The organism is Carbonicoccus niuqiaonis (genome assembly GCF_050157065.1).
Taxonomy (GTDB): Bacteria; Actinomycetota; Actinomycetes; order Propionibacteriales; family Propionibacteriaceae; genus Avipropionibacterium.
Genome location: NZ_CP189573.1, coordinates 919,164 through 944,154, shown reverse-complemented (window position 1 = coordinate 944,154; position 24,991 = coordinate 919,164). Strand labels below are relative to the sequence as shown.

General features: G+C 69.0%; 26 protein-coding genes. 13 read left to right on the top strand and 13 right to left on the bottom strand.

Features of this window, described 5'->3' with window-relative positions; translation table 11 throughout:
• Positions 1 to 17: 17 nt before the first annotated feature.
• Positions 18 to 1,358, bottom strand: a complete 1,341-nt coding sequence (gene glp / locus ACQBAU_RS04265) for a molybdotransferase-like divisome protein Glp (RefSeq protein ID WP_434549838.1) — start codon at positions 1,356 to 1,358, stop codon at positions 18 to 20.
• An 18-nt stretch (positions 1,359 to 1,376) separates the two neighbouring features.
• On the opposite strand from glp, the gene ACQBAU_RS04260 reads away from it, so the two are divergent.
• Complete coding sequence (locus ACQBAU_RS04260; RefSeq protein WP_434549837.1) at positions 1,377 to 2,069, top strand: 5-formyltetrahydrofolate cyclo-ligase; 693 nt, start codon at positions 1,377 to 1,379, stop codon at positions 2,067 to 2,069.
• A 30-nt stretch (positions 2,070 to 2,099) separates the two neighbouring features.
• Here the strand turns inward: ACQBAU_RS04260 and ACQBAU_RS04255 are convergent, their stop codons facing one another.
• Complete coding sequence (locus ACQBAU_RS04255; protein ID WP_465255077.1) at positions 2,100 to 4,670, bottom strand: penicillin acylase family protein; 2,571 nt, start codon at positions 4,668 to 4,670, stop codon at positions 2,100 to 2,102.
• 83 nt (positions 4,671 to 4,753) lie between these two features.
• Between ACQBAU_RS04255 and ACQBAU_RS04250 the strand changes: the two genes are divergently transcribed.
• The 3 genes from ACQBAU_RS04250 to ACQBAU_RS04240 all read left to right on the top strand — a co-directional run bounded on the left by ACQBAU_RS04250 (position 4,754) and on the right by ACQBAU_RS04240 (position 6,300).
• Positions 4,754 to 5,095, top strand: coding sequence for an FmdB family zinc ribbon protein (locus ACQBAU_RS04250; protein WP_434549835.1), 342 nt, complete (start codon positions 4,754 to 4,756; stop codon positions 5,093 to 5,095).
• Positions 5,096 to 5,194: 99 nt separating this feature from the next.
• A complete protein-coding gene (locus ACQBAU_RS04245; protein WP_434549834.1) occupies positions 5,195 to 5,845 on the top strand; it encodes an SAF domain-containing protein in 651 nt (216 codons plus the stop codon).
• A 101-nt stretch (positions 5,846 to 5,946) separates the two neighbouring features.
• Positions 5,947 to 6,300, top strand: a complete 354-nt coding sequence (locus tag ACQBAU_RS04240; protein WP_465255078.1) for a large conductance mechanosensitive channel protein MscL — start codon at positions 5,947 to 5,949, stop codon at positions 6,298 to 6,300.
• Between the two features lie 27 nt (positions 6,301 to 6,327).
• Here the strand turns inward: ACQBAU_RS04240 and ACQBAU_RS04235 are convergent, their stop codons facing one another.
• The gene (locus ACQBAU_RS04235) at positions 6,328 to 6,705 is read right to left on the bottom strand and encodes a hypothetical protein (protein ID WP_434549832.1); all 378 of its coding nucleotides are present in this window, start codon (positions 6,703 to 6,705) and stop codon (positions 6,328 to 6,330) included.
• Positions 6,706 to 6,743: 38 nt separating this feature from the next.
• Between ACQBAU_RS04235 and ACQBAU_RS04230 the strand changes: the two genes are divergently transcribed.
• The 4 genes from ACQBAU_RS04230 to ACQBAU_RS04215 are packed head-to-tail and all read left to right on the top strand — an operon-like array spanning position 6,744 to position 10,036.
• Positions 6,744 to 7,448: a (Fe-S)-binding protein gene (locus ACQBAU_RS04230; protein ID WP_465255079.1), complete on the top strand. Its 705-nt coding sequence runs from the start codon at positions 6,744 to 6,746 to the stop codon at positions 7,446 to 7,448.
• Complete coding sequence (locus ACQBAU_RS04225; RefSeq protein WP_465255080.1) at positions 7,445 to 8,914, top strand: LutB/LldF family L-lactate oxidation iron-sulfur protein; 1,470 nt, start codon at positions 7,445 to 7,447, stop codon at positions 8,912 to 8,914. Before ACQBAU_RS04230 ends, ACQBAU_RS04225 begins: the two co-directional genes overlap by 4 nt.
• Positions 8,901 to 9,551 (top strand): LutC/YkgG family protein, encoded by a 651-nt coding sequence (locus tag ACQBAU_RS04220; RefSeq protein WP_434549829.1) that lies wholly within the window; start codon positions 8,901 to 8,903, stop codon positions 9,549 to 9,551. The genes ACQBAU_RS04225 and ACQBAU_RS04220 overlap by 14 nt, the downstream gene beginning before the upstream one ends.
• 56 nt (positions 9,552 to 9,607) lie before the next feature.
• Positions 9,608 to 10,036 (top strand): OsmC family protein, encoded by a 429-nt coding sequence (locus ACQBAU_RS04215; protein WP_465255081.1) that lies wholly within the window; start codon positions 9,608 to 9,610, stop codon positions 10,034 to 10,036.
• Here the strand turns inward: ACQBAU_RS04215 and ACQBAU_RS04210 are convergent.
• The gene (locus tag ACQBAU_RS04210) at positions 10,025 to 10,705 is read right to left on the bottom strand and encodes a suppressor of fused domain protein (RefSeq protein ID WP_465255082.1); all 681 of its coding nucleotides are present in this window, start codon (positions 10,703 to 10,705) and stop codon (positions 10,025 to 10,027) included. The genes ACQBAU_RS04215 and ACQBAU_RS04210 overlap by 12 nt on opposite strands.
• Positions 10,706 to 11,001: 296 nt before the next feature.
• Between ACQBAU_RS04210 and ACQBAU_RS04205 the strand changes: the two genes are divergently transcribed.
• Complete coding sequence (locus ACQBAU_RS04205) at positions 11,002 to 12,156, top strand: glycosyl hydrolase family 28-related protein (RefSeq protein WP_434549826.1); 1,155 nt, start codon at positions 11,002 to 11,004, stop codon at positions 12,154 to 12,156.
• Positions 12,157 to 12,215: 59 nt separating this feature from the next.
• Here the strand turns inward: ACQBAU_RS04205 and ACQBAU_RS04200 are convergent, their stop codons facing one another.
• Together ACQBAU_RS04200 and ACQBAU_RS04195 are read right to left on the bottom strand one after the other, a co-directional pair.
• Positions 12,216 to 13,850: a 13E12 repeat family protein gene (locus ACQBAU_RS04200; protein WP_465255083.1), complete on the bottom strand. Its 1,635-nt coding sequence runs from the start codon at positions 13,848 to 13,850 to the stop codon at positions 12,216 to 12,218.
• A gap of 121 nt (positions 13,851 to 13,971) precedes the next feature.
• Positions 13,972 to 14,190 carry an LppU/SCO3897 family protein gene (locus ACQBAU_RS04195; protein WP_434549824.1) on the bottom strand — a complete coding sequence of 73 codons (219 nt, stop codon included), beginning with the start codon at positions 14,188 to 14,190 and terminating at the stop codon, positions 13,972 to 13,974.
• Between the two features lie 17 nt (positions 14,191 to 14,207).
• Between ACQBAU_RS04195 and ACQBAU_RS04190 the strand changes: the two genes are divergently transcribed.
• Both ACQBAU_RS04190 and ACQBAU_RS04185 read left to right on the top strand, forming a co-directional pair.
• Entirely contained in the window at positions 14,208 to 14,579 is a 372-nt protein-coding gene (locus ACQBAU_RS04190) for an ArsR/SmtB family transcription factor (protein ID WP_434549823.1), read from the top strand.
• A complete protein-coding gene (locus tag ACQBAU_RS04185; protein WP_434549822.1) occupies positions 14,579 to 15,520 on the top strand; it encodes a cation diffusion facilitator family transporter in 942 nt (313 codons plus the stop codon). Before ACQBAU_RS04190 ends, ACQBAU_RS04185 begins: the two co-directional genes overlap by 1 nt.
• Here ACQBAU_RS04185 and ACQBAU_RS04180 read toward each other — a convergent pair whose 3' ends face one another.
• The 5 genes from ACQBAU_RS04180 to ACQBAU_RS04160 all read right to left on the bottom strand — a co-directional run bounded on the left by ACQBAU_RS04180 (position 15,521) and on the right by ACQBAU_RS04160 (position 21,242).
• Positions 15,521 to 16,900, bottom strand: a complete 1,380-nt coding sequence (locus ACQBAU_RS04180; RefSeq protein WP_465255084.1) for a UTP--glucose-1-phosphate uridylyltransferase — start codon at positions 16,898 to 16,900, stop codon at positions 15,521 to 15,523.
• A 42-nt stretch (positions 16,901 to 16,942) separates the two neighbouring features.
• Positions 16,943 to 18,433 (bottom strand): DEAD/DEAH box helicase, encoded by a 1,491-nt coding sequence (locus ACQBAU_RS04175; RefSeq protein WP_465255085.1) that lies wholly within the window; start codon positions 18,431 to 18,433, stop codon positions 16,943 to 16,945.
• A gap of 180 nt (positions 18,434 to 18,613) precedes the next feature.
• Positions 18,614 to 19,357: an amidohydrolase family protein gene (locus tag ACQBAU_RS04170; protein ID WP_465255086.1), complete on the bottom strand. Its 744-nt coding sequence runs from the start codon at positions 19,355 to 19,357 to the stop codon at positions 18,614 to 18,616.
• Positions 19,354 to 20,163: an amidohydrolase family protein gene (locus ACQBAU_RS04165; protein WP_434549818.1), complete on the bottom strand. Its 810-nt coding sequence runs from the start codon at positions 20,161 to 20,163 to the stop codon at positions 19,354 to 19,356. The genes ACQBAU_RS04170 and ACQBAU_RS04165 overlap by 4 nt, the downstream gene beginning before the upstream one ends.
• Positions 20,163 to 21,242: an inositol-3-phosphate synthase gene (locus ACQBAU_RS04160; protein ID WP_465255087.1), complete on the bottom strand. Its 1,080-nt coding sequence runs from the start codon at positions 21,240 to 21,242 to the stop codon at positions 20,163 to 20,165. The genes ACQBAU_RS04165 and ACQBAU_RS04160 overlap by 1 nt, the downstream gene beginning before the upstream one ends.
• Before the next feature lie 132 nt (positions 21,243 to 21,374).
• Here ACQBAU_RS04160 and ACQBAU_RS04155 point away from each other — a divergent pair, with 132 nt between their 5' ends.
• The gene (locus tag ACQBAU_RS04155; RefSeq protein ID WP_465255088.1) at positions 21,375 to 22,340 is read left to right on the top strand and encodes an aldo/keto reductase; all 966 of its coding nucleotides are present in this window, start codon (positions 21,375 to 21,377) and stop codon (positions 22,338 to 22,340) included.
• A 13-nt stretch (positions 22,341 to 22,353) separates the two neighbouring features.
• The gene (locus ACQBAU_RS04150; RefSeq protein ID WP_465255089.1) at positions 22,354 to 23,670 is read left to right on the top strand and encodes a sulfatase family protein; all 1,317 of its coding nucleotides are present in this window, start codon (positions 22,354 to 22,356) and stop codon (positions 23,668 to 23,670) included.
• Between the two features lie 25 nt (positions 23,671 to 23,695).
• On the opposite strand, the gene ACQBAU_RS04145 is transcribed toward ACQBAU_RS04150, so the two are convergent.
• Both ACQBAU_RS04145 and ACQBAU_RS04140 read right to left on the bottom strand, forming a co-directional pair.
• Positions 23,696 to 24,502 (bottom strand): peptidyl-tRNA hydrolase, encoded by an 807-nt coding sequence (locus ACQBAU_RS04145; RefSeq protein WP_465255090.1) that lies wholly within the window; start codon positions 24,500 to 24,502, stop codon positions 23,696 to 23,698.
• 5 nt (positions 24,503 to 24,507) lie between these two features.
• Positions 24,508 to 24,975 carry a low molecular weight protein-tyrosine-phosphatase gene (locus tag ACQBAU_RS04140; RefSeq protein WP_465255091.1) on the bottom strand — a complete coding sequence of 156 codons (468 nt, stop codon included), beginning with the start codon at positions 24,973 to 24,975 and terminating at the stop codon, positions 24,508 to 24,510.
• Positions 24,976 to 24,991: the final 16 nt, after the last annotated feature.

The following is a 24,991-nucleotide window of genomic DNA, read 5'->3' as shown; positions in this document are numbered from 1 at the left end:
GGAGAACCCGGACACGGTCAGTCCTCGCCGAACTGCCACACCGGGACGACGTCGCCGGCCGTCACGTGCTCGATCTCCTCGTCCAGCACGATCAGACCGTTGGCGCGGGCCAGGTCACCCAGCAGGTGTGAACCGTGCTCGCCGACCCACCGGACCCGGCGCTGGTCCTGGTCGTCGAGGCTGACCACGCCCCGGGCGAACTGTCGCTTGCCGGGGACCGAGACGATGTCGGTGGAACTGATCGCGGGCACGGCGGTGCGGACGTACGGTTCGGCCGCCATCAGCTTGCGGATCACCGGGCGGACGAACGCCTCGAACGACACGAACGAGCTCACCGGGTTGCCCGGCAGCATGATCATCGGCACCTTGTCGTCACCGATCAGGCCGAAGCCCTGCGGCTTGCCGGGCTGCATCGCCACCTTCGCGAAGTCGCACCAGCCCATCGTCGGCATCACGTCCTTGATCACGTCGTGGTCGCCCTCGCTGACCCCGCCGGAGGTGATGATCAGGTCGGCGCGGACGAGCTGATCATGGATCAGCTGCCGTACCTCGTCGGGATCGTCGGACACCTGGCCGACACGGAACACCTGTGCCCCCGCCTCCTTGGCCGCCGCCGCCAGCAGGAACGAGTTGGAGTCGTAGATCTGCCCGGCGTGCTGCAGTTCGGTGCCCGGGTCGACCAGCTCGGACCCGGTGGCGATCACCACGACTCTGGGTCGGGGTCGCACCATCACCTTGTCCATCCCGATCGCGGCGAGCAGTCCGATCCCGCCCGAGTGGAGTCGATCACCCGTCGTCAGCACGACGGTCCCGGCGGCCAGGTCCTCACCCCTGCGGCGGATGTTGGCGCCCTGGGCGACCTCGGCGTAGACGAGGACGTCATCGGTGCCCCGATCGGTGTCCTCGTACTTCACGACGGCATCGGCACCTTCGGGCAACGGGGCGCCGGTCATGATCTTCATCGCGGTGCCCGGTGACAGCCGATGGGTGGCCGTCTGCCCGGCGGCGATCTCGCCGACCACGGCCAGCACGGCCGGGTCCTGGTCGGTCGCGCCGACCACGTCCGGGGTCTGGATCGCGTACCCGTCCATCGCCGAGTTGTCGAAGCCGGGCAGGTCGAGCTCGCTGATCACGTCCTCGCACAGGCTGAGGTCGATCGCGTCGAGCAGTTGTTGGCCGAACGGGGGCAGCTCGTCGATCAGGGACAGCACGAAGTCGCGGTGGTCCTCCATCGATCGCAGACCCTGGGCGTCCACCGGCGGGAGTTGCGGCCCGACGGGCTCGGGGACCTGCTCGGGCTCCACCGGCGGCGCGGGTTCCTCGTGGTTCTTCTTGTTACGTCGTCCGAACAGGGCCATGGGGCCTACCCTAGAGCCATGAGCGAGCCCACCCCATCGCCCGCCACGCTGAACGAAGCGGATCAGCGCGCCATCCGGCAGGCCAAGGACGCACTGCGCAACGCGGTGCAGGTGCGCCGCAACGCCCGTGACACCGCCGTACGGGAGGCCGACGACCACGCGCGGACGCAACTCGTACAGGAATTCATCGGCGACCTCGCCCGACGGGAGCTGACGGTTGCCTGCTACCTGTCGCGCGGCACCGAGCCGGACACCCTCGAGCTGATCTCGTGGCTGACCGCCCAAGGGTGCCGGGTGCTGCTGCCGGTGCTCGGCAACGACGAGCGCCCGCTGCCCAGCGACGACTCGGGTCGCCGCCGACCGGCCTGGGGGGTCTACACCGGCCCCGGCCACCTGCAGCTCGGTTCCTTCGGCGTCGGTGAACCCGACGGTGAGGTGCTGGACGCCTGCGCCCTGCTGGAGGCGCACATCATCATCCTGTCCGGGTTGGCCGGCAACGAGTACGGCCATCGGCTCGGCCGGGGTGGCGCCTGGTACGACCGCGCACTCGCCGAGGCCTCCGACATGGCCGTCCGGGTGATGCTGCTCAATGACGACGAACTGTTCGACGCCGTCCCGGTCGAGCCCAACGACCGACACGTCGACGTGATCATCACCCCGACCCGCACCGTGATGTGCGAACCGGAGGACGGCGACGCGCGGGACTACTGACGGCTCGACAGGCTCGACGAGCGTCTCGCGTCAGCCGATGGCCAACAGCTCCAGGTGGTCGATCGCCTGCTCCTCCACCCGGGTCCGGGTGGCCGGCATCGTGATCATCTCGCCCCGCACCCACAACGGGAACTGGTCGTCGTAGTTGGGGTGGGAGGTGTGTCCCGACACCCCGGACTGGTTGATCCAGCGTGAGCTGTCGACGTTGGCGAAGTCGACCATCATCCGCATCGTCGGCGCGGTGGTGACGGTGTAGTCACCGCGGCCGACCTGCCACGACATCGCGTTGATCACTCCGGTCGAGCCGCCGACCGGCAGCGGGCCCCGGTTGAACACCCATTCGATCGGCGGGATCCCACTCTCGCCGAGGCTGCCGTGCCGCAGTTCGACGGTGTGCAGGTCACCCCAGCGCCAGCCGCCCGGATCGTTGCTCAACCGCGAGGTGATCTCCTTGCGCGCCTCGGTCAGCGCGCGCAGCAGGATGTCGTCGCGCGACTCCACCTCGGGAGTGGTCACGTCGTCCCACCACTCGTTGTGCGGCTCGCGGATCAGGTTCCCCAGCACCGAGAACCAACGGTCGCTGCTGCCGTACACCACCTCGGGCGGCAGTTCGTCGGAGAACGTCAACTGCAGGACGCGTTTGTAGACCACCGAGAAGTACGCCGCGGCCGCCGAGTCCGGGTCGGCGCGGTAGTCCCAGCCGACCAGGACGGACTGTCCCTGCCGTACCCAGCCGTCGGTGACCTGCACCCGCAACAGGGTGGGGACCAGTTCGGCGGCCACCCCCATCGTGGACTCGGCGAAGATCGACGTCGCCATCTCGGGGGTGACCTGCTCCTGGGACTCCAGCAGGTCTTGGATCGGTTGGCTGCGCCAACCGTACGACGGGGAGCTGCCCAGCAACTGCCGGTACTGCGGGCCGATGATCGACTGGTTCGCCGCGACGATGTAGCCGCTGGGCGGGTTGAAGTCCCACGGCAGCTGCTCGAACGGGATCAGCCCGGTCCAGTCCCAGCTCGGGTCCCAGCCCGGCCGTGGCATCCGGCCGTCCCCCTTGCCGCGGGTCGGGATGGCGCCCGGCAGTTGGTAGCCGATGTTGCCGAACCGGTCGGCGTACACCAGGTTCTGTGACGGCGAGGTGAGCTGCTGCGCGGCCTTGCGGAAGTCGGCGAAGTTGAGTGCGGTGTTCAGGCCGAACAACGCTTCTGCGGTGGTGCCGGGGGTGAGCGCGGTCCACGCCAGCGCGACCGCGTACTCGGTCCCGTCAGCGGGCGGCTCGGCACCGGCACCGGTCAGCAGTTGGGGTTCGACGTCGGACAGCAGCGGACCGTGGCGCGAGGAGCGGACGGTGATGGTGTGCGGGGTCTCCTCGCCGCGGACCCAGATCTGCTCGGTCCGCGTCGTCAGTGGCTCGTACTCCTCCCCGTACCGGACGTCGTTGCCGCGGACCTGCTCGATGAACAGGTCCTGGGTGTCCACGTACGGCGTGGTCAGCCCCCACGCGATGTTGGCGTTGTGGCCGATCACCACCGCCGGCACCCCGCTGAACGAGAAGCCGACCACGTCGTACGGGCAGGCCTCACTCTTCACGGTGCAGTGCAGGCCGATCTGGGTGAACGTCGACGGCATCGCGGTCGCCAGGTGCGGATCGTTGGACAACAGCGCCGATCCGGTGGAACTCAGCAGCGACGACACCACGAACGAGTTCGACCCGCCGAGCCGATCGGTGACGTCGCCCAGCACGGGACCCAGCGCCCCGTCCACCCCGGCGGTCGCCCGCAGCGCCGGCAACGCCGCCTCGAGGTCGATCGGGGTGCTGCTGCCGGTGCCGGTGCGACCGGGCAACGGGTCGGCGCCGGCGGCCGCCGGCAGCGCATTCGGGTCGAACGCCCCGTTGCGGATCGCGCCGCGGGTCAGGATCGGCGCGAACCGGTCCAGGTCGGGAGCCGGCCACAGCTCGTTGGCCCGGCTGGCACCCAGTTCGGCGGTCACCACCGCCCGCTCGAGCTCGTCGATCCGGTTCCCGTCGAGGTTCCACGCCATCGCCTTGAACCACGCCAGGCTGTCGGCGACGGTCCACGGTTCGGGCTGGTACCCACCGAGGCCGGTGACGCCGAGCACCGAGTACTCCAGGCTCAGTTCCCCGCCGCTGCGGGTCTGCAGCCACGCGTTCACCCCGGCGGCGTACGACTCCAGGTAGCGCTTGGTCGACCCGCTGAGTGCGGCGGCCTCCTCCTCGGCGACCTTCCGCCAGCCGAGGGTCCGGATGTAGGTGTCGGTCTCCAGCTGCGACTCCCCGAACAGCTCCGACAGTCGGCCCGAGGTGATGTGCCGGCGGAAGTCCATCTCGAAGAAGCGGTCCTGGGCGTGGACGTAGCCCTGCGCGGCGAACAGGTCCTCGGGGGTGTCGGCGTAGATGTGCGGGATCCCATACGCATCACGCAGTACGTCCACGGTGCCGGTGATGGCCGGGACGGTGATCTTCCCGTTCGTCTGCGGGAAGCTCTCCCGGACCGTCACCACGGCCAGCGACGACATGGCGCCGAGGGCCAGGATGAGCACGAACGCGACGAACAGCAACCAGCGGTGGAGTCGACGCACGCGCACAGCGTAGTGGTCTTGACCGCAACGCCGTGCTCTTGCCGGATCCGGGTATCCTGTCCGGGTTGCCCGAAGGAGAATCGATGCCCACGTACCAGTACCGCTGCACCTCGTGCGGTTCCGACCTCGAGGTCGTCCAGAAGTTCACCGACCCCTCGTTGACCGAGTGCCCCGAGTGCGCCGGCGCGCTCAAGAAGGTGTTCAACGCCGTCGGTGTCGTGTTCAAGGGGTCTGGCTTCTACAAGACCGACAACCGGGATGCCAAGCGCGGTTCGTCGACCAGCAACGGCGACAGCAGCTCCGACTCGAAGAAGTCCGAGTCGTCGACGTCCGAGGGCGCGTCGGGGGCCGGCAAGGGAGAGCCGAAGAAGGCCGAGACCAAGAAGGCCGAGCCGAGCAAGGCACCGGCGGCCGCCGCCAGCTGACACCGGCGGAGTTGTCCACAGGTCACCGAACCGGCCCGGGGCAGCCTCGGCTGTGGACAACGGTGACGCGCCCGACGGGTGCTGCACCATCGTGTCCAGGTGAAGTCCTCGAACCGTGGTCCCCAGCCCTTCCTCGGCGCGCTACGGCGTGCCGTCTCCTGGCATCGCCGCAAGCTGGCCGTCCTCGCCGCCGTCGTGACGGTCGTGGCGACGATCACCGTGGTCAACCCGGCACCGCCACCCAGCACCGAGGTGGTGGTGACCACCACCGCCCTGCCGGGTGGACGGACGTTGACCGCCGATGACCTGCGGCTGGTCGCGATGCCGGTCGGGTTGGTGCCCGAGCAGGTGGTGACCGACCCGGCCACGGTGGTCGGTCGGGTGCTGACCGCACCGCTGCCGGCCGGGCAGGTGATCACCGAACTGTCCGTGGTGTCGCCACGGATGACCGGGCCCGAGGACGGGCTGGTGGTGGCTCCCCTGCGGCTCGCCGACGCCGACGTCGTCGCGATGTTGGCCGTCGGTGACTTCGTCGACGTGCTGGCTGCCGACCCGCAGGTCGGGAGCAGCGAGGTGGTGGCCGAACGGGCCCGGGTGGCCGCGATCACCGCAGGAGCGGAAGCCGGTCCGCTCGGCACCGGCGGCACTGATGCCGGCCGGCTGGTGCTGGTGGAGGTGACACCGCAGGTCGCTCGCGGTCTGGCTGCCGCCTCGGTGAACGCAAGGTTGACGATCGTGTGGCGGGCCTGAGGATCCCCCCACCGGGGGCGCAGGACTGCTACATTCCTTGCCGACGTAGCCGCACAGCCCGTGCCCGGATCAACTACGTCGTGACCTGAAGGAGTAACCCCATGCAGGGTTTCAAGGACTTCCTCCTGCGCGGCAATCTGATCGAGCTTGCCGTCGCATTCATCATCGGCGCGGTGTTCGCTGACGTGGTCAGCTCGTTCACCAACATCGTGCTCAGCTTCATCGGCTTCTTCGGTGGCGTCCCCAACTTCAATGCCTGGGCACCCGGCGGACTGCCGGTCGGCACCTTCCTCACCTCGCTGCTGACCTTCATCCTCACCGCGGCCATCGTGTACTTCTTCGTGGTGCTGCCGTACAACAAGTTCCGCGACCGCAAGAAGGTCGAGGAGCCGGAGAAGGCTGCCACCAGCGAGGAACTGCTCACCGACATCCGCGACCTGCTCGCGAGCCGCTGAACCACGGTTGCTGGAAACCGTCCCGGGTCACCCCCAGTGCGGCGGCCGATCGGCCAGCAGGCGACGCTCCTCCGCGGAGGGGTGACGCCGGCCGGCCGACCGGTCGTCGTCCCCGGCACCGGCGGGCACGATCGTGGTGTCGAGGGCCAGCGCGTCACGGACCCGCTGCAGCGTCGCCCCGTACCGGGCCCAGCCGATGCCCGTGGCCAGTTCGGACGGCAGCGCGTACGGCCACGGCTCGTCGGCAGCCGCGGCCCGGGCCCGTGCGTCGGCCACGGCCGTCCGGTCCAGGCTGCGGAGCAGCTCAGCCACGTCAGGTGAGCCCTGTTCCCCGAGTTCGGGCCGGTCGACGCCGAGCAGCGCGAAGGCGACGGCCCGATGCCAGTGCCGGTAGATGATCACCACCCGCCCAAGGGTAGGCCGCACCACGTAGAGTCCGCGTCATGCGGGTAAGCCTCTTCGTCACGTGCCTGGCCGACACGCTGTTCCCGGCGGTCGGACGGGCGACGGTCGAGGTGCTCGAGCGACTCGGGTGCACCGTCGACTTCCCCACGGCCCAGACGTGCTGTGGCCAGATGCACATGAACAGTGGGTATCCATCACCCGCCGGTGACATGGTCCGCAACGTCGCCGAAGTCTTCGCCGACGCCGACGCGGTGGTCCTGCCGTCGGGGTCGTGCACCGCGACCCTGCGCCACCACGGCCACACCGTCGCACCCGGCGCGGCACTCCCTCCGGTGTACGAACTGTCGGAGTTCCTGGTCGACGTTTTGCAGGTGACCGACGTGGGTGCGGTGTTCCCGCACCGGGTCACGTACCACCCGACGTGCCATTCACTGCGGCTGCTCGGTGTCGGCGACCGGCCCACCCGACTGCTGCAGGCGGTGTCGGGGTTGCAGTTGGTCGCGTTGCCGGGTGCCGAGGAGTGCTGCGGATTCGGGGGCACGTTCGCGATCAAGAACGCCGACACGTCGACCGCGATGGGCCTGGACAAGGTGGCGAAGGCGAAGGAGACCGACGCCGACTACCTGTGCGCCTCGGACTCGTCGTGCCTGATGCACCTGCAGGGCATCATCGGCAAGCACTCCCGGCGTACGACGGCACGGCCCCGCACCATCCACCTCGCCGAGATCCTGGCCAGCCGATGACCAGCCTGCAGCCGCGATCCGGTGAGGCGTTCCTCGGGATGCCGGTGTTTCCGGCCGCCGCGAAGGTGGCGCTGGGTGACACCCAGCTGCGGGCGAACCTCGGCCACGCCACGGCCACCATCCGGACGAAGCGGCTCAACGCCGTCGGGGAACTGCCCGACTGGGAGGAGCTCCGGACGGCGGGGGCCGCCATCAAGGACCACACGTTGGCCAACCTGGACCGCTACCTGGAGCAGTTCGAGGCGGCCGCGACCGCGGCCGGGGCGCAGGTGCACTGGGCCGCCGACGCCGCCGAGGCCCGGGCCATCTCGATCGACATCGCCCGACGGCACGACGCCACCGAAGTGGTGAAGGTGAAGTCAATGGCCACCCAGGAGATCGGGCTGAACGAGGGGCTCGAGGCCGCCGGGATCCACGCCTGGGAGACGGATCTGGCCGAGTTGATCGTGCAGTTGGGCGGCGACACCCCCAGTCACTTCCTGGTGCCGGCCATCCACCGCAACCGGTTCGAGATCGCCGACATCTTCCGGCGGCGGATGGGTGAGGTCGGCCGGCCCGCCCCGGCTGACCTGTCCGCCGAGCCGGCCCGGTTGGCCGAGGCAGCACGAATCCACCTGCGGGAGAAGTTCCTGCGGGCCAAGGTCGCCTTCTCGGGGGCGAACTTCGCCATCGCCGAGACCGGCAGCTTGGTCGTGGTGGAGTCGGAGGGCAACGGCCGGATGTGCCTCACCCTGCCCGAGGTGTTGGTGTCGGTGGTGGGCATCGAGAAGTTGCTGCCGTCGTTCGCCGACCTGGAGGTGTTCCTGCAACTGCTGCCGCGGTCGGCCACCGCTGAGCGGATGAACCCCTACACCACGATGTGGACCGGTGTGACGCCTGACGACGGGCCGCAGGAGGTGCACATCATCCTGCTCGACAACGGACGTACCCGGGCATTGGCCGACCACGTCGGACGGCAGGCGCTGCGGTGCATCCGGTGCTCGGCGTGCCTGAACGTGTGCCCGGTGTACGAGCGGGTCGGTGGGCACGCGTACGGCTCGGTGTATCCCGGGCCGATCGGCGCCATCCTGAACCCCTTGCTGCACGGGGTTTCCGACCCGCACGACGCGGCGTTGCCGTTTGCGTCGAGTCTGTGCGGGGCCTGCTACGAGGCGTGTCCGGTCGCGATCGACATCCCGACCGTGCTGATCGATCAACGGGCCGCCGCGGTGGCGGAGAAGGCGACGCATCCGACTCCCGATCCCGAGCGGATGACGATGAACCTGGCCGCGTGGGTGTTCGGCAAGGCGTCCCGGCTGGCCCTGGCCCAGCGGCTGGCGAGCCGGTTCCGCGGGTTGATCTCGCGGATCCGGTGGCTGCCCGGACTCCCGGGCGGCTGGACCCGGAGTCGCAGCGTGCCGAACCCGCCGCCCCAGTCGTTCCGGGAATGGTGGGCGCATCGGGAGGGTGACGATGGACGCGCGTGATCGGATCCTGGCCGCCGTACGCTCCGCGACCCATGCCGCGGTCGATCCTGAGGTGCCGCGGGCGTACCGGCGCGATGTTGATCTTTCCGGTGTTGATCTTGCGGCGCTTGATCATGAGGGTGCGGACGGGCTGCTCGAGCTGTTCGTCGAGCGGACCGGTGACTACCGCGCCGAGGTGCAGGTGATCACCGCCGGCGAACTGCCGCTGGTGCTGGGGAAGGTGCTCGGCGAGCGGAAGGTGCGGAGCCTCGTCGTCCCCGCTGACCTCGACAACCGGTGGCTCGTCACCACCCATGCCAAGGTGGTGCGTGACTCGCCTGAGGTGACCGCGGCCCAGCTCGACGAGGTGGACGCGGTGGTGACAGGATGCGCTGCCGCGGTCGCGGTCACCGGCACCATCGTGTTGGACTCCGGTGCGGTGCAGGGTCGCCGGCTGATCACCTTGGTGCCCGACCTGCACGTGTGCGTGGTGCCGGCCGAGGTGATCGTCGGATCGGTACCCGAGGCGGTGGCCACGGTGGAGCCGACCCGACCGCTGACCTGGATCTCGGGCCCGAGCGCGACGAGTGACATCGAACTCGACCGCGTCGAGGGTGTCCACGGGCCACGCCAGTTGGTCGTACTGGTCGTTCGCTGACGGGTACGTGTGATCGGCCGAACGACTCGGCCTGCGTGATACGACAGGATGGGTGGATGACCAACGACCAGCACCGCTCAGTTGACCTCGACCGACTGGAACGCGGACGGTACCGCGTCACGAACCCCCGCGGTGGGGAGTTGACCATCGGCGACGGCTCAGGCGATGACTTCACCCCGGTCGAGCTGCTGCTCACCGCGATCGCCGGCTGCACCGCCGTGGACGTCGACCTCCTGATCACCAAGCGTGCCGAGCCGATCCGATTCCGGGTGCGGTCCACCGGCGAGAAGCTGCCCGACCACCGGATGGCCGACCTTGAAGTCATCTTCGACGTGGAGTTCGGTGACGACGACGCCGGGCGCACCGCCCAGGACCGGCTGCCCGAGGCGATCCGTACCTCTCACGATCGGCTGTGCACGGTCAGCCGGACCGTCGAGCAGGGCGTCCCGGTGCGGTCCGGCGTCCGGGGTGTGTCAGACGTATGAGGTGGTCCGGGCGAGATCGGTGACGCCGAAGGTGTTGCCAGCCGCGACCATGGCTTCGCCCAACTGCCGACAGCGCAGCGGGATGTCCATGGGCTCGGCGGCGGTGATCCAGTCGGATTCGGCCTGGGTGATGCCGATGACCTGGACGAACTCGACGCGGCCGTGGACGGTGCCGACGCCGTCAACGATCACATCCGGGATGGTGATGAACCCGGTCAGCTCGGAGCCGCTGCCCTGGGCGATCGGCTCGTTGCGGCCGACCATGAGTTGGTACGGGTCGAACCACTTCTTGCTGGTCCAGGTGTAGCGGGCCACGTTGCTGAGCATGCTGAGCGCCCAACCGCAGTTCTGCGGATCGGCGGCCGCGATCTGCATGGTCATCTCGTACCCCCAGCCACTGTGCTCACCGCCGTAGGACTCGACGTCGGTGTACAGCGTGCTCATGCCGTACGTGACCATGTGTTGGGTGCGATGTGCGGTCGGAAAGAGGCTGATGCCGTCCAAGTACTCCGTCCCGCCGAACTGCGCCCGGCTGGCGAGGTTGGTGCCGTAGTGCTTGGGCTCGATCCCAGGGTAGTGGGCGGCGAAGGCTTCGTCGATGGCGTCCCACCCGGGCGCCCAGTCATCCTGCTGCTCGGCGCGCTGCCGGTACTCGCTCTCGGTGATCATCGGCCAAGAATATGACCGACGCGAGTCACGTGATTCCGCTGTCTGAGCGCACCTTTGACAGAGCCGCGGGAAACCCCTAGCGTCATTCTGCATACTGCATTCTCAACGAGGAGTCCGCTGTGAGCACCGTCGACAGTTCCCCCACGACAACCGGCCTTGGTCGCCGAGGCATGATGACTGGTCTACTTGGTGCGGGAGCCGTAGCCAGCGGGGCCGTGCTGTCCTCGTTCGGACCGGCAGCGCCGGCCGAAGCGGCACCGGAGCCAGAACGGACGCGGTTCCTCACCAAGTCAGTGATGCCGGTGAATGTCAAGAACTACGGGGCCGTCGGCGACGGGACGACCGATGACCTCGGAGCCATCCAATCAGCGATTGACGACGCCAGCGCTGCCGGTGGCACCGTGTTCTTCCCTGCCGGGCGCTACGCGGTCTCGGACACGATCACGGTGGCGGCCAGCAATGTCGTACTCGCCGGTGAGGGTGGCGGCTCGCAGCTCGTTCGGTTGCGGTCGTCGGACACCCACACCATCGTTGCGATCTACGGACCGCAAGGACGCCGATCCGGCTACATCCGGCGCTGCGGCCTGCACGACCTCGCCATCGGCAACAACGTCGTCGGTGGTCCCGAGATCGAAGATCCCGCACCCGGGGACACTGCGGTCCTTCTGCACAAGACGATCGAGTTCCATGTGTCGAACTGTGCGATCGAGCAGGCCAACAGCCCCGGGCTGACCCTCATCGATGCCTACATCGGCGACATCACCTACTGCCAGCTGCGGCAGAACACCGATGCGGTGGTTTTCGTCGGGTGCAGCAACGCGATCCGCCTCATCGGGAATCGGATCCAGTCCAACAGCGGGGTTGGGATCACCGCGCCCAAGGACGAGGTGAGTCCCAATGAGTTCGCCGCCCAGTTCAAGGGGATCCTGATCGCCGGCAACGACATCGAGGGCAACGGCTCGTACGGGATCCTGTTCGAGAACTCCATCTACGACGGCATCATGATCAGCGGCAACTACTTCGAGGCCAACTTTGCTCCGAAGTTCTCCGAGGTACGCGGACCGCACATCTACAAACCGGCCATGGGCCAGACCTGGAAGAACACCTTCCGAGGCATCACCATCGCGGGCAACCAGCTGGCGATCCGGCCCCTCGATCTCACCCAGCCCGAGCCGACCATCGTGATCGAGGAAGGCAGCGAGATCAGCGTGGTCGGAAACTCGTCGATCACCTACGGCTCGAGTGACCCGGACGTCCGCTTCCGCGACACCGTCCATCTGGGTCCCGGCGTCACGAGCTCGTTCATCAGCGGGCTCCGGGACCAGGCAGCCCTCAGCGTGGGCGACGTAGAGGTACGGGCAGGCTCTGGCGTGGTCCTGTCGTCACCCGACGGGAGTCGGCATCGCATCACCGTGGCCGATGACGGATCACTGAGTACAACGCGCTTGTGAGCTGAGCACCTCGGCGCGTTGCCGGTGCTCCAACTCGGTGATCATCTCGCGAGCACGGCTCACATTTGTCTGTCCTCGCTGATGCTCGTGGGCTCTGGGTCGGTTGCCTGCCAGAGGGCGTGGGCGAGTGGCCCGTGGCCCAGCGGGTGGGTTCCGGTGTGGTTGATCAAGTAGTGCTGGCCCAACGGTGATCGCCACAGCATCACCCCGGGCTCGGGTTGTCGCAGTTGCCAACCACCGTGGGTCTTGATCCGATGCGCAGTGCGCGACAGTGGGGCCAGATTCGCCAAGCCGGTCTGCCCCGGAGGCCCGTGACGGGTGTAGGCGATGGTGTGGTCCAGGTCGAGCCGGTGCCGATCAGTCTGGGTGCCCCACGGAAACTGGTCGACCGGCTGGCGGAGATGGATCCGTTCGCGCATCGCCCGAGGAACCTCGTACGCATCGACCGGCGTCGCGCCCCTGGGGTCGATCACGGGCTTGATCGTGACCCGAGTACCGGCGAGCCCGGCCAGGACACGGTGCCAACTCGTCAGCCCGCCGTGCTCGTCACGGACCGGGCCGTTCCCAGCGACCAGGATCTCCTCGGCGACATGGACGTACAGGGTGACCGGCGGCAACAGCTTCACCGGATCTATCCGACCCAATGCGCTGGCCAGCGCTGCCGTCGTCGCCGGATCGAAGGCACGACGCTCGTCCTGTGAGGCGCGCGCACGATCCTCGGCCTCGGGACGAGCGGTTGGTGGCTCCTCTGGACGGGAGGTGGGTGACTGCTCGGAACGGATGTCCTCATCGGCCGGATCAGCCGGTGCAGGGTCGGCGGCCGGTTCGGCCTCATCGGTCAGCCCGCCGGGCACGGACATGGACGCGTACTTCGCCAACAGCAACAACGCATGGTCCGGTCGGGCCAACACCCCGAGCGACTTGGACCGCCGCACATCCTTCGACGCCGGGTCGCCCTCCAGCTTCAAAATGTCGGCGATCCGGTCCAACATTGCGTCGAACCACACCACATCCGCGGCCCGGGCGCGGACGAACAACGTCTTCAACCCGTACTGATTCGTCTGACCCACCCGAGCAACCCGCTGGTCCCAATCCGCCCGGACCCGAGCCTCATAGCCGGCCGGATCAGCCCGCAGCACCTCCGCGTCCACCAGATTCCGCAGCCGGTACATCGTCACCGACCCCAACACCGGCGCCACCGCCCGATCCACCAGCGCGGCGGCCTCCATCGACAACCAGCGGGTCTCCGCCGCCACCCGACGCACTACCGCGGACCGGACCTCACCACGCTGCACCCGACCCCAACACAACGGCAGCCGGTGGCGTAGGTCCACCACATCGGCGACCAGCTGCTCCGCGGCGAACCGGGCCATCCCCAACATGCCGCCCAACTCGGCAAAGCAGAACTCGCTCACCCTCGGCGTGCCATCCCCACCCGGGGCACGGACGCCCTCCCCCGCCAGCCGAGCCGCCGCAGACATCGGCTCCCGCTCGGCCGCAGCGGCCTCGCGCTCCTGCTCCGGGGTCGGGGCGTACAGGTCGACCCACTCCGCAACCCGCAACAACACCCGACAATCCGCATGCGTGATCGCCGTGTTCGCCGCAATGATCTCGTCCGCCAGCGCACGCCGACAGCCCCGATCGCCACACGACGACCCGGACCCACCGGTCAACCACACGCTCGAATCGAACATGTAGCCGATACTAGAGCCGAGGTCGGACACCCACCACACACCAACACCAGACCTGTGGACAGCACTGCAACCCACCCACCGAACCTGTGGACAACCCGTCGACCCCAGGGCCGACGATTGATCAGGGACTTCCCAGACAGAACGTCTTGGCCGGTTCCGGGTAGACCAATGGCATGGTGCCCGGCGGACAGAGGCTCGCCAACTCCTTGTCATGGATGGACGCCACCTGGTACTCGGCGTGCTCGCTGCGGCAGTCGACGGCCTCGAGCGCCTGGGCCGAGGTCTCAGCCAGTGCCCGATAGCACTCCCCCCGGGATCCACCTTTTACTGATCGCTTCACGGCTATACCATCGTCATATGACGATACATGCTGAGGGTGGGGAGCGGTTGCTGCCGGAGTCGGCGGCAGGGCTCTACGCCCACCTGTTCCAGGCGCTGTCCGACCCGACCAGGTTGGCGATCGTGCACCACCTGACGTCCGGTGAACACCGAGTGCGGGACCTGGTGGACCATCTGGGGCTGGCCCAGTCCACGGTGAGCGTGCACGTTGCCCGGTTGCGTGACTGCGGTCTGGTCTCGACCGCGTCCCGCGGACGCGCGACGGTGGTCGCGCTGCAAGAGCCGGACGCGGTTGCCGCGATGCTGGACGCGGCCGGCGCCTTTCTGCTGCAGACCGGCCAGACACAGCACTGCCCGCATCTGGACTCCACCGGAGAGGCAGCGAGCTGATGGGCGCCGCGCACGACCACAGCCACGGCGGGGGCGCATCGGCCGCGACACCGGATCATCGTCGGCGACTGGCGATCGCCTTCGGTCTCACCGCAGCCATCGTGGTCGCGCAACTGGTGGGGTCAGTCCTCACCGGCAGCCTGGCGCTGCTCACCGACACCGCACATGCCGTCACCGACGCCAGCGGACTGCTGGTCGCGTTGGTCGCGGCCACGCTGACGCGGCGACCGGCGAGCAAGGGCCGCACCTGGGGGTTCCGACGCATCGAGGTCATCGCCGCGCTGGCACAGGCCACCCTGCTGGTGGCGGTCGGGATCTTCGCCGCGATCGAGGGGGTCCGGCGGTTGTTCGAGCCACCCGAGATCGCGTCGGGCGAGTTGCTGTTCTTCGGCATCGTCGGCCTGGCCATCAACCTCATCGCCATCGCCGTGCTCGCCGGTGGCCGCGGCGCCAACTTCAACATGCGCGCAGCGTTCCTCGAGGTCGCCAACGACGCCCTCGGCTCGCTCGGCGTCATCGTGGCCGCAGTCGTCATCGCCACCACCGGATTCCAACGCGCCGATGCCCTCGCCGGGTTGTTCATCGCCGCCCTGATCGTGCCACGAGCCGTCATGATCATGCGCGACACCGTCGGCGTGCTGATGGAGTTCACCCCCAAGGGGCTCGACCTCGACGACGTCCGCGCCCACATCGGCGGCCTGGACCACGTCCGCGACGTCCACGACCTTCACGCCTCCACCGTGGCCACCGGACTACCCACCATCTCCGGCCACGTCGTGGTCGACGAGGAATGCTTCACCGACGGCCACGCGCCCCAGATCCTGGACCGCATCCGCCGGTGCGTCGCCGAACACTTCCCCGTCGGGATTGAACACTCGACGTTCCAGGTCGAGACCAGTCACACCTGCGCCCACACCGCCCACGAGCTACGCCATCCCTAGCTAGCCCTCGGCCAGCACGGCCCCGTCGGCGACCTCGCCACCGGCACCGTCCACGGTAGCGGTCCCTCGGACCGTGACCCCGCGGCCAAAGGTCCAGTCCCCGGCCACGGTGAGCGAGGTGGCCTCCCGCAGGCTCGGTGCTCCGGCACCGAAGCGGCGTTCGAAGTCGTCGATCTTCTTGTAGTGTGCAGCGTCCAGGTCGATGGTCGGCACCTTCTCCGGCACTTGGACCAGCCGGCCCACCTCGTCGATGTCGTACACGTCGGATCGCAGCAGCAGCAACTCGTTCGTGGTCTTCACCGGCAGGAACCGATCGCGCCCCACGGCGATGGCCGTCGCTCCGTCGAACACCTCGATCGCGGCCCCCATCGCGGTCTCGATCTGCACCACCTCGGGCGACGACGCGTCGGCCGGGTCCACGGTCTTCACGTTCTTGATCAACGGCAACCCCAGCACCGACTCACGCTCGGCAAGGGTGTCCCGCAGCACCTGCAGGTCGAACCACAGGTTGTTGGTGTGGAAGTACGGGTGCCGGTGCTCGTCGGTGAAGTACGCCATCTCCTCCGGTGCCGTCTGTGCGGTGTCGCGCAAGATCAACTGCCCGTCGGTCCTGCGAATCGCCAGGTGACCACCCTTGCGATCGTTGGCGGTACGGCGGCACACCTCTGCCGCGTACGGTGCACCACTCCCGGCGAACCAACCCGCGATCGACGCGTTCGGTGCTGCACCGAGGTTGTCGGAGTTGGACACCGAGGCGTAGCGGAATCCCTGCTCCAGCAGGACATCCAACACACCCGACCCCTCGAGCGCGGTGTAGATGTCACCGTGTCCGGGCGGGCACCACTCCAGGCTCGGCTCGGCCGGCCACGACACCGGAGTCAGGTCGGAGGTCAACAGCTTCGGTTCGAAGTTCTGCAGGAACTCCTGCGGTACACCGTCGACCGCGAGGTCCTCGTACGAGGAAAGCGCCGCCATGGTGTCGTCACTGGTGCGGAAGGAGTTCATGAACAGCAGCGGCAGCCGGGCACCGGTGGCGGTACGGGCGGCGCGGACCTGGTCGACGATCAGGTCGAGGAACGTCTTGCCGTCGCGGACCGGGAGCAGCGACTTCGCCTGATCCATCCCCATCGACGTGCCCAGCCCACCGTTGAGCTTGATGATCACCGTCGCGTCGAGCGCGCCGGCCGCGTCCGCCTCGGACACGTCGACGTCGGCCAACGTCGGCGGGTCGGTCAGCGGCTCGATGGAGTCCTCGGCGATCAGGCCGGTGGCTCCCTGTTCGAGCTGGCGGTAGTAGTGGGTGAACACGTCGATCGCCGCCTGGCTGACCTCCGCGTCCCGCATCTTGTCCTGGGCCTGCCGCAGTCCGGAGTCGCTCATGCGACCGATCGTACGGGCCGCGCCACTCGACGCCCGAGGGCGTCAGCTGCTGCGGGCCGGACGCCGACCGCGACCGGAGCTGCGGCCGGAGGAACTTCCACCGCCCGACGAGCTCCAGGCGACGACCGAGCCGCCGCTGGTGGAACGTCCGCCGGCACGACCGGCGCCGGCGCGCCCGCCACCACCCGAGCGCGCGCCACCACCCGAGCGCCCGCCACCGGAACGACCCGTACCGCCCTGCCCCCGAGACCCCTTGCCACGCTGGGATCCCTGACCGCCCGAGCGACCACCCGGGCCGCCCCGACCACCCCGACCGCCACCGCGCACCACGTCGCCGGCGGGCTCCGGTGGGGCGGGTGTGACGTGTGCGGCCAGCTCGCCGACGAGTTCGACGACGGCCGGCGCCTCGGCGGCCACCCGCTCAGGCTGCACCTTGATCGCCGCCTTGCGGAGCAGGGCGAGGGTGTCGCGCCGCTGCTCGGGCAGCATCACCGTGGCCACCGCACCGTCGCTGCCGGCGCGGGCCGTACGACCGGACCGGTGGAGGTACGCCTTGTGTTCGACCGGCGGGTCGACGTGCACCACGAGTTCGACGTCGTCGACGTGGACCCCGCGGGCGGCCACGTCGGTGGCGACCAGCACGCGGACACCGCCGGTGGAGAAGGCTGCCAGGTTCCGGTCGCGGGCGTTCTGCGACAGGTTGCCGTGCAGGTCGACCGCCGGCACCCCGGCCGCGGTCAACTTGCGGGCCAGGTTCTTGGCGCTGTGCTTGGTGCGGGTGAACAGGATCCGCCGGCCGGTGCCCGACGCCAACCGCTGCACCAGCGCCGACTTGTCACCCGGTGCCACCTCGAACAGGTGGTGGGTCATGGTGGCCACCGGCGAGGTGACCTCGTCGACCGAGTGGGTGGCCGGGTCGTTCAGGAACCGCTTCACCAGCTTGTCCACCCCGTTGTCGAGGGTGGCCGAGAACAACAGCCGCTGACAGCGCCTGGGCGTCTTGTCGAGGATCCGGGTGACCACCGGCAGGAAGCCGAGGTCGGCCATGTGGTCGGCCTCGTCGAGCACGGTCACCTCGATCGAGCCGAGGTCGACGATGCCCTGCTTCATCAGGTCGTCGAGCCGGCCCGGGCAGGCGATCACGATGTCGACGCCGGCGCGGAAGGCCGCCTCCTGCGGTCGCTGTGACACCCCGCCGAAGACGATGGTGACCTTCAGTCCGACCGCCTCGGCGAGAGGCCGGACGGTGGCGGCGATCTGGGTGGCGAGTTCGCGGGTGGGTGCCAGCACCAGGCCGCGCGGCGGGCGGCGGCGGCCCGACGGGCGGTCGTCCCCGGACAGCCGGGCGACCATCGGGATCGCGAACGCCAACGTCTTGCCGGAGCCGGTGCGACCGCGGCCGAGCACGTCCCGGCCGGCGAGCGTGTCGGGCAGGGTGTCTGCCTGGATGGGGAACGGGGTCTCGCGGTCCATGGCCTTGAGGGCGGACACGAGCACAGTGGGCACGCCGAGATCGGCGAAGTTCTGAGTCATGAGGCTTTCTGGTTCGGCGAGCGCGGCAAGGTGCCGCGGTCATTCGCCGCAGGAGTCGTCACTCGTGGACCGAGGAGAGGAGGTGCTACGACGCTGCGGGCAAGCTGCCCACACGAGGACCCACCTTAGCTGCTGCCTCCTCGAAACGACGATTCGACAGCGGTGAGCCGCCAGCCACGGTCAGGCGGGCAGCCCGGCGGCGACGGCGTTCTCGTACGTCAACGCCACCCGTTCCTGCTCGGTCAGGTCGACCCCGTCGAGCTTCGCCGCCAGCGCCCCCGGCACCAACAGTGGGGCCTGCGTACCGCACATCAGCCGGTCCGCCCCGCACGCCTCGATCAACATCCGCAGCACGTTGATCGACTCCGCCATCGACACGTCGGCGCGCAGGTTGTCACACCCGGCCGTGGCCAGGGTGATGATCTCCGGATTCCGTGCCCCCACAGCGATCACGGACGTCTGCGGGCAGGCCTTCGCCAGCTCCACGACGGAGTCGGCGCCGGTCTCCGGCGAGACGAAGTTGCGGTGCGACATCCGCTGGTCCCAGAACCGGACGTGCACCAACACCGGAAGCGACAGCTCCCCGGCACGTCGGACCACCTCGGTCGCCGCCGGCAGCTCGTACCCGTGCGGTCCGGGGTGCAGCCGGATCGCCGCCGCATCGGCCCACGACTCGACCTGGGCCAGGCCGTCGGGCAGGATCGGATTGACGACCGGGACGAATCGCAGCAGGTCGTGACCGGCCAACTGGTCGGCGAGCCGCCGATTGGCCACGTGTGGTGCCGCATGTAGTGCGGCCTCGACGGGCGAGGCGTACGCCGTCGTCACGCCGGCCGCGGTGAGGACCGCTGCGACGGTCTCGGGATCGCCCGGCAGGTCGCGGAACGGCCAGGTGCCCACGTACGCGGCGACGTCGATGATCATGCCGCGACCGCCGGGGCGAGTCGGGAGTAGATCCGTCGCGCATTGCCACCGAGGACGGCGGCCAGCACGTCGGGGGCCAACCCGGCGCCGTACACCCGCGCCAGCTGCACCCCGAAGTCACGGCCCGGCGCATCGGAGCCGTACAGCACCCGCTCCGGGCCCAGCACGTCGACCGCGAACTGCATGATGCCGTCCTCGGGGTCGCCGCCACAGGTGTCGACGACGACGTTGGGATACGGGGCGACGTCGAGCACCCCGCGTTCACCGCAACCGGACAGGTGAGCCATCTGGATCGTCGCGTCGGGGTGGCGTCGTGCCAGGTCGGCCACGTCGGCCGGAGTCGACTCCCCCGGCAACTGGCCGACCGTCTTGTACCAGGCGTGCTGCAGCACCGGGACACCCAGCTCGGCGGCGTAGCCGACGATCGGGTCCAACGCCGGATCACTGGCCCGCCGGGCCACCCACAACTTGATCCCGACGAACGGGCCCTCGGCGATCAGCCGCCGCATGTGGCCCAGGGACTCCTCGACATGATCAGGAGAGGTGTAGACCAGCCCGGCATAGATCGGGTCGGACTCGACCGCCCGGAGACAGAAGTCGTTGGCGACCTGCAGGTCCTCGACGGTCGGCTGCGCGGTGTAGCCCTGTTGGCCGAGCACCGACGTCATCATCGCCGAGACACCAGCCCGTCGCGCCGTCGTCGCCAGGTCGGCCAACGGGTCGTCGGTCAGCCACGGCTTGAGGTGCGGTCCGTGGTGGACGTGCACGTCGACGATGTCGGGCGCCTGCGCCGGATCGGCGGCCATCAGCGGGGCTCCTCCCCGCGGATGAACGCCTCGAGCTTCTGCCGTCCCAGCTCGTCGGGCAGCTGGTCCGGGGGCGACTTCATCAGGTAGGAGCTGGCCGACAGCAGGGGCCCTCCGATGCCGCGGTCCAACGCGATCTTGGTCGCCCGGATGGCGTCGATGATGATGCCGGCGCTGTTCGGCGAGTCCCACACCTCGAGCTTGTACTCCAGGTTGAGCGGTACGTCCCCGAAAGCCCGGCCCTCGAGGCGGACGTACGCCCACTTGCGATCGTCGAGCCACTGCACGTAGTCGGACGGACCGATGTGGACGTTCGCGTCGCCCAGGTCCCGCCGCACGTTGGAGGTCACCGACTGGGTCTTGGAGATCTTCTTCGACTCCAACCGGTCGCGTTCCAACATGTTCTTGAAGTCCATGTTGCCGCCGATGTTGAGCTGGTAGGTGCGGTCGAGCTCGATGCCGCGATCCTCCAGCAGCTTGGCCAGCACCCGGTGGGTGATCGTCGCGCCCACCTGCGACTTGATGTCGTCGCCGATGATCGGGACACCGGCGGCGGTGAACTTCTCGGCCCACTCCGGGTCGGAGGCGATGAACACCGGCAGCGCGTTGACGAAGCCGACCCCGGCGTCGAGGGCGGCCTGCGCGTAGTGACGATCGGCGTCCTCGGAGCCGACCGGCAGGTAGCTCACCAGCACGTCGGCTCCGGTGTCACGCAACACCTGCGCGACGTCGACCGGCTCGGCGTCGGATTCGGTGATCGTCTCGCGGTAGTAGCGGCCGATCCCGTCGAGGGTGGGGCCGCGCAGCACGTCCACCCCGAGGTGGGGTACGTCGCTGAACTTGACCGTGTTGTTCTCCGAGGCCCAGATCGCCTCCGACAGGTCCGTGCCGACCTTCAGTGCATCGACGTCGAACGCCGCGACGAACTCCACCTCGCCGACGTGGTAGTCACCGAAGACCACGTGCATCAACCCCGGCACGGTCTGCGACGGGTCTGCGTCCGCGTAGTACGAGACCCCCTGGACCAGTGCGTTGGCGCAGTTCCCCACACCTGCGATGGCGACCCGGATGGCACCCATCTGACCTCCTGAAGACTCCTGCTAGCGTGACAGCTGCGCCGACACCCTACCCCAGCCAGCCGTCCCGACGGCGCCGGGAACCACTGCTGGACCAGCCGGTTCGGCAGCCCCGTCCTCGCGCAGGAGATGATCATGGAATACACCCAACTCGGTCGTACCGGACTCACCGTCTCGCGGCTCGTTCTCGGCACGATGAACTTCGGTCCGGCGACCTCGGAGCCGGACAGTTTCGCGATCATGGACTCGGCCATCGACTCCGGGATCAACTTCTTCGACACCGCGAACCGGTACGGCAACCCGCGCCCGGGCCACACCGAGCAGATCGTGGGCCGGTGGCTGAAGAAGTCGGGCCGCCGCGACGAGGTGGTGCTGGCGACCAAGGTGTACGGCCAGATCGCCGACCATCCGAACGGCAAGGGGGTCAGCGCGAAGGCGATCCGGACCGCGGTGGAGGGTTCGCTGCGCCGACTGGACACCGACTACATCGACCTGTACCAGATGCACCACATCGACCGGTCGGTGCCGTGGGACGAACTGTGGCAGGCGATGGACCAGCTGATCACCGCCGGCAAGATCTTGTACGTGGGGTCGTCCAACTTCGCCGGCTGGAACATCGCCCAGGCCTGCGAGGTGGCGCGGCACCGCAACAGTGTCGGGCTGGTCTCCGAGCAGTCGAAGTACTCGCTGCTGACCCGCGACATCGAGCTCGAGGTGCTGCCGGCGGCGCAGGCGTACGGTGTCGGGGTGATCAGCTGGTCGCCGTTGGAGGGTGGCCTGCTCGCCGGGGCGGTCGCCAAGGCCAAGGAGGGTCGACGGGCGCAGCAGCGCAACCAGGACCGCTACCCGGCGTTGAAGGCGCAGCTGACCAAGTGGGAGAAGTTGTGCGACGAGCTGGGCAAGAACCCCGGTGACGTCGCGCTGGCGTGGCAGCTGACCCGACCCGGTGTCACCGGCCCGATCATCGGCCCACGCACGATGGCCCAGCTCGACGGGGCGCGGAAGGCGTTGAAGATCCGGCTCAGCAAGGACACCCTCGCCCGGATCGACGAGATCTTCCCGGGACCGGGCAACCAGGCCCCGGAGGCGTACGCCTGGTGAGCCGGCCGACGACGTGACCGAGAACATCCTGCTGGTCCACTGGCACGACCTGGGCCGGGCCGTCAGCTGTTACGGGGAGTCGAACGTCGCCACGCCGACGCTCGACCGGCTGGCCGGCACCGGGTTGCGGTTCACCAACGCGCACGCGAGTTCGGCGCAGTGTTCACCGGCCCGGTCGTCGCTGTTCACCGGCCAGTACCCGCACACGAACGGGATGAACGGACTCGTCCACGCCGGTCACGGGTACGTCGGCACCCCTCCCCTGCTGACCCGGTCGCTCACCGCCCACGGGTACGACACCGCGTTGGTCGGCCTGCAGCACGAGGCGATCGATCCGGCCGACACCGGCTTCGCGTTCTACGACACCGTGACCAACCGGGCGGGCGACGTGGCCGACACCGCCGTCGGATGGCTGCGAGACCGGGCGGCATCGCGATCGGATCCTGCCGCGAAGGCGGACCGGCCGTTCCTGCTGACGGTCGGGATGCACGAGCCACACCTGCCGTGGCGCGAGGAGGAGTTCGGTCCCGCCGACGGTGCAGACAGGTTGACGGTGCCACCCAACCTGCCCGACACCGAAGCCGTACGGCATCAGCTCGCCCTGTACCACAAGGCGATCGCGTACGCCGACGCCGCGACCGGCCGGATCGTCGACGCACTCGACGAGACCGGACTCGGCACCGACACCTGGGTGGTCTTCGTCACCGACCATGGGTCGCCGCTGCCGCGCGCCAAGGGCACCCTGTACGCCCGGGGCAGCGGGATCGCCCTGATCGTCCGGCCGCCGGCGGGGCGGGACGTCGCGCCGGGGCTCCGGGAGGACCTGTTCTCCGGGGTGGACCTGATGCCGACCCTGCTCGACCTGGTCGGCGCCCCGGTGCCCGACGAGGTGGAGGGCGTGTCGCAGGCGGCGATGTGGACCGGTGACGGTCCGGGTGTGAGGGCCGAGGTCTTCACCGAACGGACCTACCACAACACGTTCGACCCGATCCGGTGCGTACGGACCCTCGAGCACAGCTACCTGGTCAACCTGGCCGACCGTGATCACTACGAGGTACCCAAGGACGTCGGGCTCGCCTTCCCCGGCGTGGCGTTCCCGCCCGGTCCGCGACCACCGATCGAGCTGTACGACCTGGCGCGCGACCCGGAGGAACGGCACAACCTGATCGACGACCCGGCCTACGCCGAAGTGCGCGACGACCTGGCCGAACGGTTGGCCCGTTGGCGCGAGGCGACCGCGGACGACCACATCCCGACCGAGACCGAGGCCGCGGCCATGAAGGGCCGGGAACCCCAGTGGGGATTGAAGATCCGGTCGGACCGTCGGTGACCAAACGTGACCTGATGGGCGCTCGTCAGACCGAGCCCGGGGCGCGTGCGATCACCGTGATCGTGCCCGCCTCGATCTCGGTGAAGCCTGCGTCGCGTACGCCGAGCAGTCGCTCGCTGCGCCAGGCACGGTCGGGCTCGGTGAGCTGATCGGTCAAGGTGGCCCACCGTGCCGCGTCGGTACGGATTCCGACGGCCGGGCAGCCGTGTTCGACCCAGTTCGTGAGGACGTCCGGCCCGCCCGGCGAGGCAGCGAGCAGCGCCGCGCCGATCATGGCCGCGTGACCGGCCTGGGCCATCGACTTGCCGAGTGTCATCACCGGCTCCGGCGGTAGCCACATCCGCAGCACCCCGGGGTCGTCGTCGATCGCTGGCTGGTCGTCGACCGGTGCGTCGGTGCCACCGACCTGCAACTTGGAGACGCGCTTGTCGAGGTCCACGACGCGGCCGGGCAGCAGCGCCCGCACCTGGGTGTCACCATCGCTGAGGGTGGCACCGGGCAGGTCCTGCACCGCCTCCCACTGGGCACCTCGCGCCCGTCGCGTCACCTTGCGGATGTGGCCGGTGGTGTAGTCGGCGATCGTGTCGTGCCACTCCCCTCCCGCGTCGGTCGCCCGCGGGTCGAGGCACACCAGGGCGGTCGCCGACGCAGCCAGACCGAGTGCGGTGTGCCAGCGGGGCGGGGTGGCCTTCTCCATCCGCAGCACCAGTTGCAGGGCACGAATGTCCTCGGCCGCCTCGTCACGGTCCTGCAGCACCTGGCCCTGGTCCATGCCGAGCCAGTGGGCGTACCGGGCGCGCAGCGGGGCCATCACGTCAACAGGTTCAGACATGGGAGTCATCTCCTCAGTTGGGCCAGGACTGCTGGCAGCGCGGCGTCGATGGTCTCGGCGGTGTCGTCGAACCCCGTCTCGGCGCCGTACCACGGGTCCGGCAGTGGAGACCCGGGCTCGGCACCGGGCACGTGGTCGGTGACCAGGGAGAGTTTGTCGGCCAGCGCAGGATCCAGTCGCATGATCATGTCGGCGTGCAACTGCTCCGCACAGATGATCATGTCGGCGTCGCGCGCCTCGTCCAGGGTGATCCGGTGCGCCCGGTGACCGTCGGTCCGGCAGCCGAGTCGGCTCAGCACGGCAACGGCGCGTGGGTCGATCGGACTACCCTCCTCCTCCGACGACACACCCGCGCTGCTGAACCGTACGGTGTCGAGCCCGGCCTCGGCGGCGGCCGACTCAGCCATCCGTTCGGCCATGGGTGATCGACAGATGTTCCCCCAGCAGACGAAGAGCACCATGCGTTGAGCCATGGCCTCATCGTGCCAG

What these genes read in the sequence shown, in the direction of transcription:
- glp (WP_434549838.1), bottom strand. Translation starts at nt 1,358, where the DNA reads ATGGCCCTGTTCGGACGACGTAACAAGAAGAACCACGAGGAACCCGCG.
- ACQBAU_RS04260 (WP_434549837.1), top strand. Translation starts at nt 1,377, where the DNA reads ATGAGCGAGCCCACCCCATCGCCCGCCACGCTGAACGAAGCGGATCAG.
- ACQBAU_RS04250 (WP_434549835.1), top strand. Translation starts at nt 4,754, where the DNA reads ATGCCCACGTACCAGTACCGCTGCACCTCGTGCGGTTCCGACCTCGAG.
- ACQBAU_RS04240 (WP_465255078.1), top strand. Translation starts at nt 5,947, where the DNA reads ATGCAGGGTTTCAAGGACTTCCTCCTGCGCGGCAATCTGATCGAGCTT.
- ACQBAU_RS04230 (WP_465255079.1), top strand. Translation starts at nt 6,744, where the DNA reads ATGCGGGTAAGCCTCTTCGTCACGTGCCTGGCCGACACGCTGTTCCCG.
- ACQBAU_RS04225 (WP_465255080.1), top strand. Translation starts at nt 7,445, where the DNA reads ATGACCAGCCTGCAGCCGCGATCCGGTGAGGCGTTCCTCGGGATGCCG.
- ACQBAU_RS04220 (WP_434549829.1), top strand. Translation starts at nt 8,901, where the DNA reads ATGGACGCGCGTGATCGGATCCTGGCCGCCGTACGCTCCGCGACCCAT.
- ACQBAU_RS04215 (WP_465255081.1), top strand. Translation starts at nt 9,608, where the DNA reads ATGACCAACGACCAGCACCGCTCAGTTGACCTCGACCGACTGGAACGC.
- ACQBAU_RS04210 (WP_465255082.1), bottom strand. Translation starts at nt 10,705, where the DNA reads ATGATCACCGAGAGCGAGTACCGGCAGCGCGCCGAGCAGCAGGATGAC.
- ACQBAU_RS04205 (WP_434549826.1), top strand. Translation starts at nt 11,002, where the DNA reads ATGCCGGTGAATGTCAAGAACTACGGGGCCGTCGGCGACGGGACGACC.
- ACQBAU_RS04200 (WP_465255083.1), bottom strand. Translation starts at nt 13,850, where the DNA reads ATGTTCGATTCGAGCGTGTGGTTGACCGGTGGGTCCGGGTCGTCGTGT.
- ACQBAU_RS04190 (WP_434549823.1), top strand. Translation starts at nt 14,208, where the DNA reads ATGACGATACATGCTGAGGGTGGGGAGCGGTTGCTGCCGGAGTCGGCG.
- ACQBAU_RS04185 (WP_434549822.1), top strand. Translation starts at nt 14,579, where the DNA reads ATGGGCGCCGCGCACGACCACAGCCACGGCGGGGGCGCATCGGCCGCG.
- ACQBAU_RS04180 (WP_465255084.1), bottom strand. Translation starts at nt 16,900, where the DNA reads ATGAGCGACTCCGGACTGCGGCAGGCCCAGGACAAGATGCGGGACGCG.
- ACQBAU_RS04175 (WP_465255085.1), bottom strand. Translation starts at nt 18,433, where the DNA reads ATGACTCAGAACTTCGCCGATCTCGGCGTGCCCACTGTGCTCGTGTCC.
- ACQBAU_RS04170 (WP_465255086.1), bottom strand. Translation starts at nt 19,357, where the DNA reads ATGATCATCGACGTCGCCGCGTACGTGGGCACCTGGCCGTTCCGCGAC.
- ACQBAU_RS04165 (WP_434549818.1), bottom strand. Translation starts at nt 20,163, where the DNA reads ATGGCCGCCGATCCGGCGCAGGCGCCCGACATCGTCGACGTGCACGTC.
- ACQBAU_RS04160 (WP_465255087.1), bottom strand. Translation starts at nt 21,242, where the DNA reads ATGGGTGCCATCCGGGTCGCCATCGCAGGTGTGGGGAACTGCGCCAAC.
- ACQBAU_RS04155 (WP_465255088.1), top strand. Translation starts at nt 21,375, where the DNA reads ATGGAATACACCCAACTCGGTCGTACCGGACTCACCGTCTCGCGGCTC.
- ACQBAU_RS04145 (WP_465255090.1), bottom strand. Translation starts at nt 24,502, where the DNA reads ATGTCTGAACCTGTTGACGTGATGGCCCCGCTGCGCGCCCGGTACGCC.
- ACQBAU_RS04140 (WP_465255091.1), bottom strand. Translation starts at nt 24,975, where the DNA reads ATGGCTCAACGCATGGTGCTCTTCGTCTGCTGGGGGAACATCTGTCGA.